This is a genomic window from Halorubrum marinum (assembly GCF_048381195.1).
Taxonomy (GTDB): domain Archaea; phylum Halobacteriota; class Halobacteria; order Halobacteriales; family Haloferacaceae; genus Halorubrum.
Genome location: NZ_JBLWMM010000003.1, coordinates 350,994 through 365,913 on the forward strand (window position 1 = coordinate 350,994; position 14,920 = coordinate 365,913).

Genomic DNA, 14,920 nt, shown 5'->3' on the forward strand with positions numbered 1-14,920 from the left:
CTCGTAAAATCGTGCCGCTTTGCGATGCGTGCTTATAACACGTCGCCGATACGAACCGGTTCCCCGTCGAGTTCGGGCTCCTCGGCGACGATCTGTAACACCTCGTGGTCGGTGACGTCGCCGTACGCCTTCCCCGTCGCCTCCTCGATCAGCTCTTTTTTCAACTCGAATTTGGTGCCCTCGTAGACGACGTCGACGCCGTCTTTGGTGAACGACAACTCGGTGGTCATGCAGTGGATAGTCGTCGACCGAATAAAAGGGGCGTGAACGGACGAGCACGGAGCCTGCCCTCACGTCGTCGCGCTTGCCGTCGACCGCACACCGCCGTCTCGTCTACGGCGGCGACTTACGCGTCGTCGTCGTCTCCGGCGTCTTTCATCTCGGAGAGCCGCCCGACGAGATCCTCGGTCGAGGCGCCGCCCTCGATGGAGACTTCGCCGTCGTGGTCGTTCTCGTGGACGTTCACTGCGGCGTCGTCGTCGGTGTCAACGTCTTGGTCCTTCTGTTCGCTCTCGTCGTACGATCCAAATCCCATACGCGAGTCTGTCGCGCGGTACTCAAAAGGGTAGTGACCCGGCCGCGTCTCGTGAGGGAGACACACGCACTTGCGACGGTGAAACACGTGCACCCGCGACGACGGGCCTCCGCGCCGTCCGACGGGCGTCTGACAGCCCACACGGTTTATACGTTCGGAGGGAGTTCCACTCGGTGTGTCGCTGCGAGGAGGCAGTCCCATAGACGAGCTCGCGGTCCCGTCCGAGACGACCGTCGAGGAGCACGACCTCGTCACCGACGGCGACGTGCTCGTCGGCGGCCAGTCGACGGTGGAGTTCGGACTCCGCGGTCGAAACGTCGCCATCGGCGAGCGCGTGAGCGTCGAGAACGATATCGAGGCCGAAGGCGACTGCCGACTCGATACGTGGTGTTCCGTCGACGGTAACGTCCTCGTCGGCGAGGACGCCTACCTCGGCGAGCGGGTGACCGTCACCGGCCGACTGATGGTGTCCGGCGACCTCGACATCGGCGACGACGTGTCGATCGAGGAGGGGTTCGAGGCGAACGGCTGGATCGTCATCCGCAACCCGGTCCCCACGCTCGTGTTCTACTTCATCATTCTCTCGCAGCTCCTGCGCGTCGGCGAGACCGACGCGGCCGACGAGCTCGCGGAAGCGCTCGCCGACGGCGACGACGTGCGAGAGCCGCTTCTCATCCCGCGGAGCGCGGAGATCTCCGACGACGCGTGGCGCGTCTCCACGCCCGCGACCGTGGGCGACGACTGTCGCCTCCACGGCAACATCCGCGCGGAGTCGGTTCACGTCGGCGAGCGCAACGAGGTGTTCGGGTCCCTGCGCGCCCGCGAGGGCGTGACCGTCGGCGCGGAGACGACCATCCACGGCGACGTCACCACCCGCGGCGGGACGGTCACGGTCGAGGCGGGCGCGCGGATTCTCGGCGACGTCTCCGCCGGCGACCTCGTCGTCCACGACGGCGCGGAGATCGACGGGACGCTCCGCGCTCGGGGAGAGATGCGACTTATTCAGGAGACCGACGACAAATCGGCGACGGCGGGCGAAGAGAACGACGATCCGGCGGACGAAGCTGAATCGGGGGATGAGGTGGAATCGGAGGATAACGCCGACGACGACGCCGAAGCAACGGCTTCGGAAGCTCCTGAGTCCACCGAATCCACCAAACCGAGTGAGTCCACCGAATCCACCGAGGAGGAAGAAGATCCAGAGGGCGACGAGACCGATTCCGAACTGGACGGCGAGACAGGCGACGATACGCCTGACGACGAAGCGGACGGAGACGAATTGGAGGGCGACAAGTCAGAGGACGGCGACTCAGAGGACGATATCGACTCCACAGATGACGACAGCTCCGCCTCCGTGAGAGACGACGCTCCCGATACGACTCAGGAGGAGGAGTCTGACGACGAGGCACCGGCAGGTGAAGCTTCGTCCACCGGTCTCCGGTCCGACGAGACGGAGATCGCGACGGATGCCCCCGACGCAGACGTGGAACCCACGTAGTCGTCACTCGGACAGAAGAGAGCCGTTACCGGTCCGCGGTCCCGTCGACGAACACGTCCTCGTGGAGCGATTCGCTGACCACGTCCGCGAGCGTTCGCAGGTTCTCCGTGTCCTCTCGATTGTACGACACGAGCGTGTCGAGCGCCGCTTCGTCGCCGCGCTCGTACTCGTGCCAGAGACGGACGGCGTCTCGACCCGACAGATCGGGGCGGTCGCGGTCGATACCGAGCTGTTTCTCGATCGGTTTCAGGCCGCCGGAGAGCCCGATCCGCTTGCAGGGATACATGAGATCGAGGTGCGGCGTGTCGACGTCGATCCCCAGCGACGTCTCGAGGAACGGCACGTCGAAGCGGGCGCCGTTGAACGACGCCAGCAGGCTCGCGTCGGCGAACTGCTCGCGGACCCGCTCGGCAGTGAGATCGTCGCCGGCGACGAGCGTCGTCGTCTCGCCGTCCCGGTGAAAGCTCACGGTCGTCACGCGGTCGCGGTGCTCGTCGAGCCCCGTCGTCTCGATGTCGAAGAAACACGTCTCCGCGCGGAAGTTCTCGTAGAGCCGCCAGCGCTCCCCGCTCGGAAACGTCCGGTCGAAGTAGGCGGAGTCGCCGTCGTCGAGGTGTGTCAGCGCCTCGGCGATGAACGACTCGATCCGGTCGGCGGTGGTCGAGCCGACGCCTCGCACGTCGACCGCGGGATCGAACGATTCCCACGTCGTGACGCCTGCTGCCCAGAGCCGGCGCTCCGTCGACTCGCCGACTCCCTCGACCGGGATGAAACTGTTCTCGATGCGCATACCGAACCGCGGCGACGCGCGGGCAAAAACCCGACGGGAGACGACGGGGCACCGCCGATCGCTGTTTAAGTATCAACGCCGCCAATAACGGCTATCCATGTGCGGCCGATACACCCTCTTCACCCCCGCCGCCGATCTCGCGCCCCGCTTCGACGCCGACTTCGGGGGCATCGAGCCGAGCTACAACTGCGCGCCCGGCCAGCGGCTTCCGGTGATCACCGACAATACCCCCGCCCGAGCGACGCGGATGAAGTGGGGACTCACTCCGTCGTGGGCCGACGAGTCGTTCGGCCTCATCAACGCCCGTGCGGAGACAGTCCGGAAGAAGCGGAGCTTCGCCGACGCCTTCGAACGCCGACGCTGTCTCGTTCCCGCCGACGGCTTTTACGAATGGGTCGACGGCGGCGGCCTCGACGGTGACCGCGGCGGCTCCGGAAAGACCCCCTACCGCGTCGCCTTCGAAGACGACCGCCCGTTCGCGATGGCGGGGCTCTACGAGCGGTGGGAGCCTCCCGAACCGGAGACGACGCAGACGGGTCTCGACGCGTTCGGCGGCGGGACCGACGACGAAACCGGGGGCGACGACGCTGACGGACCGATAGAGACGTTCACCGTCGTCACCACCGAGCCGAACGACCTCGTCGCCGACCTCCACCACCGGATGGCAGTGATCTTGGGTCCCGACGAGGAGGAGACGTGGCTGGAGGGCTCCGCCGACGAGGCCGCCGACCTGCTCGACCCGTATCCCGCGGACGAGCTCACGGCGTACCCGGTGTCGAACCGAGTGAACTCGCCGAGCGTCGACGCGCCGGATCTGATCGAGCCGGTCGGCGGAGAGTGAACGGGCGGACTACCCCGCTGGCTCAGGGCGCGACTAGATCCACGACCGTCTGATCGTCGACGACGACGTTGTACGCGCGTTCGTCGTCGTTCCAGAGGACGAGCCCGTTCTCGACGAAGAGGACCGCACCGTAGTCGGCCGCGGCGAGGTCCCGGTTGAGCGTCGTCTCCCGCGTGCAGACGAGGTAGTGATCGACCGCCTGCGAGCCGTCGCCGACGCGGTACAGCGCGTTGCCGCCCGAGCTGAGGTCGTGGCTGAGCTTCACCGCGAGCAGGTTCACGCGGTCGGTCACGTGGTCCTCTGAATCGGCCATGCGGGCGCAGCGGCCAGCGCTCGCCTGTACGTCGACCCGACGCCGACCGTCTTTCCGGAGGATAGCGTACGCGAACTGGACGTCGACGTTACTGAACTCCCCCGGCTCGTCGGTCGACCCCCGTGCGGCCGCCTCGTCCAGCCGACGCTGGAACGGCGGGACCGCGAGGTCGTCGGCGACGTCGAACGACCACCCGCCGTCCGAGGGGGTCGCGTCCGGCCAGAGCCGCAGCGTGGGTGCGTACGTCTCCACGCCGCTCGTCGGCGTGACGACCGCGCGCTCGACCTCTCGGAGCCCCATCGCGGTGTTCCGGTCGGCGGGCGCGAACGCGACGACGCTGCCGTCGTCCGCGAGACGGTCGAGCGCGGCCTCGACGACCGCGACCGGGTCGGTCAGCTCGGAGAGGACGTTCCCGAACACGACGAGGTCGACGGGGCCGTCGAGGTCGGTCGCGTCGGTAGTGCCCGCGTGCCCGCCCTCGTCGGCGTTGGCGTCGATCCCCAAGAACGCCTCCGCCGTCGTCTCGTGTACCGTCGTCCGGAAGTTCCGTCCCGTCTCGTCGAGCAGCCGGTCGAGCACCTCGGTCGCCGCGCTGGGTTCGATCGCGTGGTACTCGACGACGGCGTCGTCAGGGAGGTAGTCGTGCAACCCCAGCGCCGGGCCGCCGACGCCCGCACCAATGTCGAGGACGCGGAGGGTCCGGTCCACCAGTCCGTTCTCGACGAGGTCGTCGAGGACGTAGCCGACCGTCGCGTAGTAGGCGGGGAGGTGGTAGATCGCGTAACCGAGCGCGGCGATTCGGTCGTACTCGACGTCGTTCTCGTAGAGGTAGTCGGTCTTCAGTCGGCGGATCGCCTCCCGCAGCTTATCACCGGAGTCGCCGCGGTGCCAGTTCGCGCCGAACTCGCGAACGAGCAGGTCCTCGACGGCGAAGGCGTACTCGTCCGGGAGCCGGTCCGGGTGCCAGCCGGGGTCCGGGATCGGTCCCTCCTCGACGGGCTCGAAGCGGCCGTCCTCGCGCTCGCGCAGCCGGAGGTCGAACGCCTCCTCGCGGAGCGCCTCGCGGACGACCGCCGGGTGCGGCGTCCCCTCGATGTACTCCGATATCTCTTCCGGGTCGATCGGGCGGACGTTACGCAGGTAGTTGGCGTTGTCTCGAACGGCGTCTCTGTCGATCATGTGCTCATGTTGTCGTGCGGCGTCGTCGTGTTCGTCTCACTCGTCTCACTCGTGTCGCTCCCGCAGGGTACCCGTCTCACTCGTGTCGCTCCCGCAGGGTACCCGTCTCACTCGTGTCGCTCCCTGCCCTCGCGGTCGCCACGGGCCGCCTCGTACAGCGCCGCGAACGCCTCCGCGTCCGCCTCGGCGATCTCGCGGGCCGCCTCGGCGACGTCGTCGGCACCGTCGAAGGCGCGCTGGATCTCGGCGTACACCGCCGGTGACCCTTCCGTGACGGTGTCGGCGACGTCATCGAGGGCGGCAGAGACGGGCGTGTGGAACTCATCGCGCACCTCGTCACCGGCGAGGCGCCACGCGAGCACCGCCGCGTGCGCTCCGGCCTGCACCGTTTCCATCGCCGCGTCGTGCTCCTCGGCGGTCGTCTCGAACACGTCGTTGCCGCCGGCCGCAATCGCGGCCGACACCTCGTCGAGCGTCGGGCCACCGGCATCGACCACGCAAGCGACGTTTCCGGGGACGCGCGGCGGCGCGAACAGCGGATGGTAGCTCGCGCGTTCGAGGTCGGGAGCGTGCTCGCGCATCGCCGCGATCGCCGCGGACATCTCGCCCGAAACGTCGAATATCGCGTTCCTGGCCCGCGGTGCGTACGCTTCGACCGCAGCCGGTACCGCCGACATCGGCACCGCGAGACAGACGGCGTCGTGCGTCGTCTCCGCCTCGACCGGGAGCGCTTCGGCGCCGGCTCGCGAGGCGGCCGCGCCCTCGGCGATATCCGGATCGCGGTCGGTGAACGCCACGGCGGCGTCGACCGGCGCAGACCCCGACGAGACCGTGTCGGCGACCCACCGGCCGATCTCGCCCGCACCCACGACGAGTAGATCCATCGGTTGCGCGAACAGAGGGCTCGCGAGCCTTAAAAGGGCTCGACTCAGCCGTCCCAATCGCCGGGAGACCGCGACGGTCGGTGATCCGCCGCCTGCTCATCCCCCCGTGCTCGCCCGTCCGAGCGCGCTGTTTCGGGGGGCGACCGCCCGTACCGCCGGTAACAGCGCCACGGCGATAGCGAGCTCGAGGCCGCCGACCGCGAGAAACGCGGGGGTGTACCCGAACGCTTCCGTCGCGGTGCCGCCGACGAGGAAGCCCGTGAGGAAGCCGAGCGACCCGAACACGTTGAATAACCCCATCGCCGCGCCGCGGGCCTCCGGGTCGACGAGGTCCGTCACCAGCGCCATCGTCGCTGGCGCCATCAACGCGCCACAGACGCCGACGAGGGCCATCAGCCCGGCCGCCAGCGGGTAGGTCGGCGCGACGCCGACCCCGATCGTGACGAGACCGTACGCGAGCGAGCCGAGGACGACCGGATAGAACCGACCGATTCGGTCAGAGAGCGCCCCGAACGGGGCCTGCAACAGCGCGAACGGGACGAAAAACAGCGCGAGCGTCGCGCCCGCCGCGGTCGCCGAGAGCCCGAACGTCGCGGGGTCCTGAAAGTAGTACACGCCGACCAGCGCGAAGAACCCGGCAGTGAGCCGGTCGACGAACCCGAACGCCAGCGGAACGAAGAGTCCGGGCGTCTCCCGCGTCCGGGCGAGCACCTCCCGGAATCCGACGTCGTCGCGGCTGTTGCGTCCGGCGTGAGCGTCACCGGTGTCGCGGGTGTCGTCCGCGCCGGACTCGGGCCCCTCGCCGACGGTGACCGCGAGCAGGCCAGCGGTCGCGAGCACCGCCGCTCCGGCGTACACCGGGTAAAAGGCCGAGAGGTCCGCGAGCGCGCCCCCGGCGACGGAGCCGATCGCCGCGCCCAGCCCGATCGCGAGCCCCGCGACCCCCATGTTGCGCCCGTTGCCGCCGCGTAGGTCCATCAACAGCGTGATAGCGAGCGAGAACGCACCGATGGTGAGCGCCCCGCCGACGACGCGGACGAAGAGCGCGGCCTCGAAGCCGAGCCCGAGCGACGGCAGGGTCGCGAGCGCGAGGTACGACGCCGCCCCGCCCGTCGCACCGATCACGATGAGTGGAACGCGGCGGCCGATCGCGTCGCTCACGGCGCCCCAGACGACCGCGAAGGAAACGAAGGCGCCGAACTCAGCGACGAGGAACCACATCCCCGCGTTGATTCCGCCCGGCGCGCCGAGCGCGACGACGAGCTGCGGCACCCCCGGGTACAACAACACCTGCGAGATCAGCACCGCGAGCACGACCGCTCCGAGTCGCCGACGGACTCCGCGGTCGTCGTCGGTCATTACTTATAAATCGCCCCGGACGGGCAAAAGACCGACGCTCGCTGTCGGCGGTTCGGTCGCCGTCCTGGCCTACAGTTCCGCGTCGATCGCGGCCATGACGGACTCCGCGGCGTACCCTTCCTCGACGGGGCTGCCGTTGACGAATATCGTCGGCGTTCCGCTGACGCCCATCGATTCGCCCTCTTCTCTGTCGCTCATTGCCGCGTCCTCGTAGGTCGCGAACTGCGCGTCTGCGAGCGCCGCGCAGGGATCGGCACCGGCGGCCTCGGCGGCGTCGCCGATCGACTGTCCGTCGTAGCTCCCGTGCGACTCGTAGACGGCCGACGCGAACGCGAAGAACGCGTCGTCGCCCTCGCGCTCGCCGACGCCCCGCGCCGCGCTGGCGACGGGGACCGCCCACGCCTCGTCGACTGGGATCGGAAAGTCCCAGTGTTCGTATCGGACCTGTCCCGTGTCGATGTACTCCTCGCGGATCGTCGGGAAGTGGTCCAGCTTGTACGTCGCGCAGTGCCCGCAGGTGAAGTCCTCGAACGCCCGCACGACCACGTCGGCGTCCCGGTCGCCGATGACGGGTCGATAGCTCTGGTCGGCGTCGGCCGGCTCGCCGAGCTCGCAGTCGTACGCGCTCGTGTCGAGATCGGTTCCGCCGCCTCCGCCGCTTCCGCCGCCGAGACAGCCAGCGACCCCGGCGACGCCGGTTACCGCTGCGCCCGCGAGCAGGGACCGTCGCGTGTGCTCCATATCTCACATCAGAATGGAGCGCACTTAACCGCACCGCGACCGCCGTCGCGTCGAGGAGCGGCAGAATCGACGGGAAAAAGAAGCTCCCGATCGCGACAGAACGCTTTTGCCGTCGCCTCGCAACCGTTCGGTATGAGCGACTGGGATCTCGACCTGCGGGACGCCGAAGCGCAGATGGACGAGGCGTTCGCGGCAGACGGGGACGTCGTCCTCGGCGTCCTCGACGGCACCACCGACCCCGAGGAGTGGGTCCGCAGCGTCGACTACGGCAACACGCTCGTGTTGTCAATCGACGGTGATCTCAACGAACTCGCCGCCGGGTTCGCTCGCGAGATCAAGGACATGGACGGCGAACTGATGCACTTCCGCGGCTTTCTCGTCGTCACGCCGCCCGGCGTGAGTATCGACACGGACCGGCTGAGCTCGTAGCGGGTCGACTTCGTTCGTCGCCCGCGTTATCTCCGCCGTCGTTTTGAGTGTTGACCCGAGCACAAGAGGTATGTCATCGGCGTGAGATTGTGGTCGTATGAAAGCCGTCGTACTCGCGGGTGGCTACGCGACAAGACTCTGGCCGATCACCGAAACCCGACCCAAAATGTTCCTCCCGGTCGGCGAAAACACCGTCATCGACGAGATATTCGAGGACTTCGAAGCCGACGACCGCGTCGACGAGGTGTTCGTCTCGACGAACGAGCGCTTCGCCGACAGCTTCGATAGATACCTCGCCGACAGCCCGTTCGAGAAGCCGACGCTCTCGGTCGAGGAGACCGTCGAGGAGGACGAGAAGTTCGGCGTCGTCGGCGCGCTCGCACAGCTCGTCGATCGCGAGGAGGTCGACGACGACCTCATCGTCGTCGCCGGCGACAACATGATCAGCTTCGATCTGGCCGACTTCACCGACTTCTTCGAGTCGAAGGGGACGCCGACGCTGGCCGCCTACGACGTCGGCTCGAAGGAGCGCGCCAAGTCGTACGGGCTCGTCGAACTCGACGGCGACGAGGTCATCGACTTCCAGGAGAAGCCGGACAACCCGAAGACGACGCTCGTCTCCATCGCGTGTTACGCGTTCCCCGCCGACACGCTCCCCGACCTCGACACGTACCTCTCGGACGGCAACAACCCCGACGAGCCGGGCTGGTTCCTCCAGTGGCTCCAGGAGCGCGGCGCGGTCCACGCGTACACCTTCGACGGGGCGTGGTTCGACATCGGCACCGCCGACAGCTACCTCGACGCGGTCGAGTACGCGCTCGAGGGCGGCACCCTCGTCGCCGACGACGCGACGGTCGAGAACTCGCGGCTCGGTAACGTCGTCCACGTCATGTCCGGCGCGACCGTCACCGACTCGAACCTGGAGCGTGCCGTCGTCTTCCCCGACGCGACGATCACCGACTCGGACATCCGCAACTCCGTGATCGACGAGGGCGTCACGCTGGAGGGCGTCGACCTCTCCGGCGCGCTGATCGGCTCGTACACCTCGATCACCGAGGGCGACGAGTTCTAGCGGCTGTTTCGCAGGCCTCTCCGATCTTCTGTCACCTCGAATCCGCCGGGCTCTCCGAACCCGCTGATCCCGCCGAGCGAGCGGTTTGCTTATGTGTGTGATGGTAACAGTCGAGCGCGGCGTCCTCGCCGTCGCTCGTCGGGTCGAAACACACCCGTCGGTACCGCTCGTTATCGAGCAGGTTGACGACGAATCCGCCGGTGTGACGCGACACCGAGTCGTAGGGATCACCGCAAGTGGGACAGGTCGACGGCGGGTCATCGGGGACGTGCATAGCTGGCGAAACAGCGCGTACCCTACTCACGAAGCGGGAGCGTAAAACGGGTTCGTCGAGCGAGGTCGGCGGAGCCGGTACGACTGGCAGACAGGGATCTCAGGACCCGTTCGCGCTCTCGCCACCGCCGCTCTCGACGCCGAGCGCGTCGAACAGCTTCCGGCGGACGGCCTCCTCGGTGAGGTGGAGGAGCGTGTCGCGGTTGTCGCCGCTCGATTCGATGCCGGTGAAGATGCCGAGCGGTATCGACAGCGACCCCTGCGTCGAGTGACCGGCCGCGTCGCCCATCTCGGAGAACGCCTCGTCGAGCACGTTGCCGATGTTCAGCCTGATGTCCTTCGAGCGCGCCGCGAGATAGATGGTGTCGTCGGCGATTCCCAAGACCGCGGTCGTCGTGATCCCCTCCAAGTTGAGGAGGTGTTGAGCCGCCTGCGCCAGCGCCTCGCGGTCGCGAATGAACCCGGCCGTCGAGAAGAGGTGACTCCCCTGCACCTCGCGGTTCTGGATCGCCTCCGCGAGCACGTCGAGCGTCTCCGGACTCATCGAGGGCGACTCCACCTGTTCGAGCGTGTCGTGGTTCGCGAACGGGTGGAGGTACGCGGCCGCGGTCAGGTCCGCAGGCGTCGTGTCGCGCTTGAAGTCGAGCGTCTCCGCGCGGATCCCGTACAGCAGGGCAGTCGCGACCGCTTCCGTCGGCGATTGGTCGAACTCCTGGAGATACTTCGTGAGGATCGTCGACGTCGAGGAGACGTTCGTCCGCACGTCGACGAATCGCGCGTCGAACGGCACCTCGGCCTCCATATGGTCGAGATAGATGTCGATGTCGCCGTCGAAGTCGAAGTCGCCGTCGGCCGACTTCGCGAGGTCGACTGCCGCGACGGTCTCATACTCGGAGAGCGGGGCCGCGTCCGCGCGAGAGACCAGATCGATACCGAGCAGGTTGACGAACGCCCGGTTCTCTTGATGACCGACGTCCCCCGAGTAGATGATGTCGGCTTCGACACCGAACGCGTCGGCGATCGCCTGAAGGGCGGTCGCCGACGCGATGGAGTCGGGCTCCGGATTGTCGTGGGTTAAGATCGCCATCCGGCCGCCTCCCTCCTCGATGATCTCCGCCAGCTGGCGGGCCATGTACTCCAATTCGCCCGTTTCGAGCGACTGGAGGGCGCTGTCGGCGATCACCGTCGACGGGTTAATCACGACGTCTGCGCCGCGGTCGCGGAGTTCGTCCTCGCTGACCGGGTCAGACGCCCTGACGACCACGTAGTGGTCGCCGCCGGTGTCGCGTACGGCCGAGACCGCGGCCTTGTTCGCCTCAACGTCGCTCGCGAGGATGAGCACGATGTCTCGGTCTGCGAGCTCATCGACGACATCCGCCTCGGAGATGTCCTGAACGCGGGCGTTGAGGTCCTGATCGCGAAGCGCCTCCACGCGGCTCTCGTCGCGGTCGAGGATGAGCACGTCCTTGCCGCGATCGGTCAGTTCCTCGGCGACGGCGTGGCCGACGCTTCCACAGCCGAGGATCGCGTATCGCGTCCGTGCGGATCCGGATACCCCACTACTCATTGCCGTGATTTCCGCGGGACGACACTTAACGAGTGCGCTCTCGGCGTGCGAGCGTGGAGAAACCGAGTCCGGCCACGATTCGTATACCCGATCACGACCGCCGAGAGTCGCGGAATCGGCGCGAGAGGAGCCGATGTCGGCGCTACGCGCTCGCCTCGACGGCCTGATCCGACTCGTCTCGCGCCGTGTTGTCCCTCCTACGCGCTCGGCGTCGGTTCCGGACCAGTCCGATGGCCAGCATCACCGCCCCGAGTCCGCGGGCGATGAGATCGTTCGAGAGGGTGTACAGGGTCACGTCGAGACCGACGAACCCGAGCGCCGTCCCGAGCGGCAACAACACCATCCCCGGTACGGACAACAGGACGGAGGCGGCGAGGAGCGAAGCGCGCGACCCGGACCGCACGTCGGTGTGGTAGAACCCGATGATCGCGACCCCGAGGGCGTACACGCCAGCGAAGGTGGCGACGACGGGGGCGGCGACCTCCGGGAGGAAGAAGCCGAGGTCGGTGATGTCTGCGACCGTCAGGATCGATCCCTCGCCGTCCCGCGTCCGCAACAGGAGGATCCCGGGCGAGAACACGAACGCGAACGGAACGAGGATCTTGTTCAGCGAGAGCAGAAACGCCTTCTTCCCGGTCTCGAAGGGATCGGACTTCGCGATCCCGGCCGCGGCGTAGGCGGCGACCATCACGGGCGGCGTCACGTCGGCCATCAGTCCGAGGTACAACACGAACAGGTGGACCGCTAAGATCGCGATGCCGAACTCCGGCAGGACGGGGCCGAGCAGCACGACGATGATGATGTACATCACCGTCGTCGGCATCCCCATCCCGACAATTACGGCCGCGAGACCGGCGAGAATCAGCAGGATCACGAGCGATCCGCCACTCACGTCGATGATAAGCGCCCGGAGGCTCCCGCCGAGTCCGGTGATCCCGATGACGCCGGGAATGATTCCGGCGGCAGCGACGGCCACCACGACGATCGTCGCGGTCTGTGCGCCGTTGTCCATCGATTTGAGGACGAACGACGTGAACCGACCGGTCCGGGAAGAGGCGATCCCGAAGCCAGTCCGTTCGTCGAACCACAACGCGGCCTCGTCGACCTCGTCATCGAGGTTGAGCAGCGGCGCGTCACCGTGCGGATCGGCGAGGAGGAACGCGACGCTGATCGCGGTCACGATAGTGGGGAGCGACGCGGCCGCCTCCCGGAGCGCTCCAACGGCGCCTATGGTAGCCGATTCAGCGCCGTACACGAACTCGATCGGCGTCACACCGGCGTAAAACAGCGAGACGGCGAACAGGACGTATCCGCCTGCGATGCCACCGACGAGCGCCGGACCGGTTCGCTCGTTGTAGGCGGCGACCATGGCGATAAGTGCCACCGTTGCGGCGATGGTCAGCCATCCGGCCCGGCCGACCGAGAGACGGGCGATAACGAGGTAGTACAACAGGAGCCCGAGGGGGACCAGATAGAACCAGCCGCGCCGCATGTGCGGCCCCATGTCGAGCAGTTCCGAGCGGCTCAGTCCGCCGATCCCCTCCTTTGCGGCCTCGAAGTGGACCATCACCCACATCCCGAAGAAGAAGGCGATGGCGGGCAGCGTCGCCGCGATGACGACGTCGCGGAACGGCGTCCCCGTGTACTCGACGATGAGGAACGCCGCCGCGCCCATCACCGGCGGAAGGATCTGTCCGCCGGAGGAGACCGACGACTCGACCGCTCCGGAGAACTCCGGCGAGTAGCCGGAGCGTTTCATCAGCGGGATCGTGAGCGCTCCCGTCGTGACGGTGTTCGCGACCGACGAGCCGGACAGCATCCCCATGAATCCCGAGGCGACGACGCTCGCCTTCGCCGGGCCGCCCTTCCGGGTACCGGTGATCGAATACGCGAGGTCGATGAACCACTTCCCCGCGCCCGACATCTCCAGGAACGCCCCGAAGAGGATGAAGATGTAGATGAATCGCACAGAGACGCCGACGGGAACGCCCAGTATCCCCTCGACCGTGTACCAGAGGTTCTGGACGATCTGATCCCAGCGGAGCTGCGAGGTGGCGAACGTTCTCGTGACCGGCAGGTCTCGGGGGAGCAGGTAGCCGTACTTCGCGTACAGGAGGAAGAGGCCGACAAGCAGGGTGAGGAGGAGCCCGAGCGCCCGCCGGGTCGCCTCCAGCACGAGGAGAATGGCGAGCACGCCCATCAGATAGGCGAAGGTGTACTCGGCGAGCGGACCCACCTCCAGCGGTGCAAAGATCGGGTATACCTCGCCCAGCGTCCCTGCGCCACTGAGTCCGCGTACCCGAATCACGTTCGTGATCTCGTCGAACTGGGTGACGTAGTAGGCCGTGGGGAACGTTGACAGCAAGATCAACGCGAGATCGGACGGCGTGATGCGGTTCGATTCCTCGTCGACGAACACCCACCAGACGACTCCTCGAATTCGGTCCGCGACCCGCGTCACCGGAGACTCGCCGAACCGGTCCCGGAGTGCGGGCGGAATCGCGGCGATACGTCGGGTGAAGACGCCGCTTCCGGTCGATCCCGGGAAGAGAAGAAACGCCATCACGAGCGCGAAGTTAACGTGAATCGCCCGTATTTGCAGCGACGCCAGCGAGCCGATACGAATGGTGTCGAGACCCGGAATCGTGAACTCGAAAATGAACCCGCGCGCGCCGATCCACAGCTGAAACGCGGAGAAGGTGATGCCGACGAGCGCGACGGCAACCACCGCGGCGCCGGTTAGCGTCCGGCGCTTGTCAATTTCTTCGAACACTTGTTCGGCTGTTTCGCTTCCCTCCGGATCCGGTTCGACCGTTTCAGATGTGTTCGTCGTCACAGTTGTGTCATCCTCCCGTGTGTGGTCCGTCTCCCTCTCGAAACGCCGGCCAGCGTCTGTTGACCGGCTGCGTCCCGTCCGGCGGCGTGTCCTCTCTTACAGCGGTGTCGATATCCGCCGCTCGACCGTCAGTTCGACCGCGCCGTACCCGCTCAGCGCCGCGACGTCGTACCGCTCGTCACCGACGATCAGGTCGTGGTCCGCGACGGCACCGGTTTTGAGATGCAACGTAGCGTACTCTTCCGGTGGAGGTTCATATACGTACCGCCCGTCGCGTTCGGTCACCTCAGCTTGCGAGGGGAGCCCGGCTCCGAACGAACTGAACTCCATGCGGGTCATGACGAGCGTTTCGTCCCCGGCGACGTACACGTCGCGAACGAGCGTCTTCTCGACGCTGTGAGTGTACTCGATCACGACCTCCGTGTCGTCGTCGAGCGGAACGGCCACCAATTCGGTGCCGTCGCTTCCGGTGACGACGAGCGTCGGCTCACTGGCGACCGCGTCGGCTGCGCCGACCGCAAAGGCGATCGGTACGAGGATCGCGAGGGCCGCCGCGACGAGGATCCCGCCGCGGACGAGTCGACCTCGCGACCGGGAAATCAC

At 67.2% G+C, this 14,920-nt stretch carries 14 protein-coding genes and 1 pseudogene; 4 read left to right on the top strand and 11 right to left on the bottom strand.

Annotated elements, in window-relative coordinates; all coding sequences use genetic code 11:
• Positions 1-32: 32 nt before the first annotated feature.
• Together ACNSN4_RS05590 and ACNSN4_RS05595 are read right to left on the bottom strand one after the other, a co-directional pair.
• Positions 33-230, bottom strand: a complete 198-nt coding sequence (locus ACNSN4_RS05590) for a DUF5800 family protein (RefSeq protein WP_418284794.1) — start codon at positions 228-230, stop codon at positions 33-35.
• 116 nt (positions 231-346) lie between these two features.
• Complete coding sequence (locus tag ACNSN4_RS05595; protein WP_418284795.1) at positions 347-535, bottom strand: DUF5786 family protein; 189 nt, start codon at positions 533-535, stop codon at positions 347-349.
• A 175-nt stretch (positions 536-710) separates the two neighbouring features.
• Between ACNSN4_RS05595 and ACNSN4_RS05600 the strand changes: the two genes are divergently transcribed.
• The gene (locus ACNSN4_RS05600; RefSeq protein ID WP_418284796.1) at positions 711-2,033 is read left to right on the top strand and encodes a polymer-forming cytoskeletal protein; all 1,323 of its coding nucleotides are present in this window, start codon (positions 711-713) and stop codon (positions 2,031-2,033) included.
• A 25-nt stretch (positions 2,034-2,058) separates the two neighbouring features.
• Here the strand turns inward: ACNSN4_RS05600 and ACNSN4_RS05605 are convergent, their stop codons facing one another.
• Positions 2,059-2,823: a ribonuclease H-like domain-containing protein gene (locus tag ACNSN4_RS05605; RefSeq protein ID WP_418284797.1), complete on the bottom strand. Its 765-nt coding sequence runs from the start codon at positions 2,821-2,823 to the stop codon at positions 2,059-2,061.
• A 97-nt stretch (positions 2,824-2,920) separates the two neighbouring features.
• Between ACNSN4_RS05605 and ACNSN4_RS05610 the strand changes: the two genes are divergently transcribed.
• Positions 2,921-3,664, top strand: coding sequence for an SOS response-associated peptidase (locus tag ACNSN4_RS05610; RefSeq protein ID WP_418284798.1), 744 nt, complete (start codon positions 2,921-2,923; stop codon positions 3,662-3,664).
• 22 nt (positions 3,665-3,686) lie between these two features.
• Here the strand turns inward: ACNSN4_RS05610 and ACNSN4_RS05615 are convergent, their stop codons facing one another.
• From ACNSN4_RS05615 to ACNSN4_RS05630, 4 genes are all read right to left on the bottom strand, one after another.
• Entirely contained in the window at positions 3,687-5,156 is a 1,470-nt protein-coding gene (locus ACNSN4_RS05615; RefSeq protein WP_418284799.1) for a small ribosomal subunit Rsm22 family protein, read from the bottom strand.
• A gap of 107 nt (positions 5,157-5,263) precedes the next feature.
• On the bottom strand, positions 5,264-6,040 hold the full coding sequence (locus ACNSN4_RS05620; protein ID WP_418284800.1) for a prephenate dehydrogenase: 777 nt from the start codon (positions 6,038-6,040) through the stop codon (positions 5,264-5,266).
• 96 nt (positions 6,041-6,136) lie between these two features.
• Complete coding sequence (locus tag ACNSN4_RS05625; protein WP_418284801.1) at positions 6,137-7,399, bottom strand: MFS transporter; 1,263 nt, start codon at positions 7,397-7,399, stop codon at positions 6,137-6,139.
• 69 nt (positions 7,400-7,468) lie between these two features.
• The gene (locus ACNSN4_RS05630; protein ID WP_418284802.1) at positions 7,469-8,140 is read right to left on the bottom strand and encodes a DsbA family protein; all 672 of its coding nucleotides are present in this window, start codon (positions 8,138-8,140) and stop codon (positions 7,469-7,471) included.
• Between the two features lie 132 nt (positions 8,141-8,272).
• Here ACNSN4_RS05630 and ACNSN4_RS05635 point away from each other — a divergent pair.
• Positions 8,273-8,563, top strand: a pseudogene (locus ACNSN4_RS05635) (DUF5779 family protein); the annotation flags it as partial.
• 103 nt (positions 8,564-8,666) lie between these two features.
• Positions 8,667-9,641, top strand: coding sequence for a nucleotidyltransferase family protein (locus tag ACNSN4_RS05640; RefSeq protein WP_418284803.1), 975 nt, complete (start codon positions 8,667-8,669; stop codon positions 9,639-9,641).
• A gap of 31 nt (positions 9,642-9,672) precedes the next feature.
• Here ACNSN4_RS05640 and ACNSN4_RS05645 read toward each other — a convergent pair whose 3' ends face one another.
• The 4 genes from ACNSN4_RS05645 to ACNSN4_RS05660 form a co-directional block, all read right to left on the bottom strand.
• Positions 9,673-9,915: a DUF8145 family protein gene (locus ACNSN4_RS05645; protein WP_418284804.1), complete on the bottom strand. Its 243-nt coding sequence runs from the start codon at positions 9,913-9,915 to the stop codon at positions 9,673-9,675.
• 99 nt (positions 9,916-10,014) lie between these two features.
• Positions 10,015-11,481 carry a DHH family phosphoesterase gene (locus ACNSN4_RS05650; RefSeq protein ID WP_418284805.1) on the bottom strand — a complete coding sequence of 489 codons (1,467 nt, stop codon included), beginning with the start codon at positions 11,479-11,481 and terminating at the stop codon, positions 10,015-10,017.
• 142 nt (positions 11,482-11,623) lie between these two features.
• Positions 11,624-14,317 (bottom strand): TRAP transporter permease, encoded by a 2,694-nt coding sequence (locus ACNSN4_RS05655; protein ID WP_418284806.1) that lies wholly within the window; start codon positions 14,315-14,317, stop codon positions 11,624-11,626.
• A gap of 96 nt (positions 14,318-14,413) precedes the next feature.
• Positions 14,414-14,920, bottom strand: a complete 507-nt coding sequence (locus ACNSN4_RS05660; RefSeq protein WP_418284807.1) for a DUF1850 domain-containing protein — start codon at positions 14,918-14,920, stop codon at positions 14,414-14,416.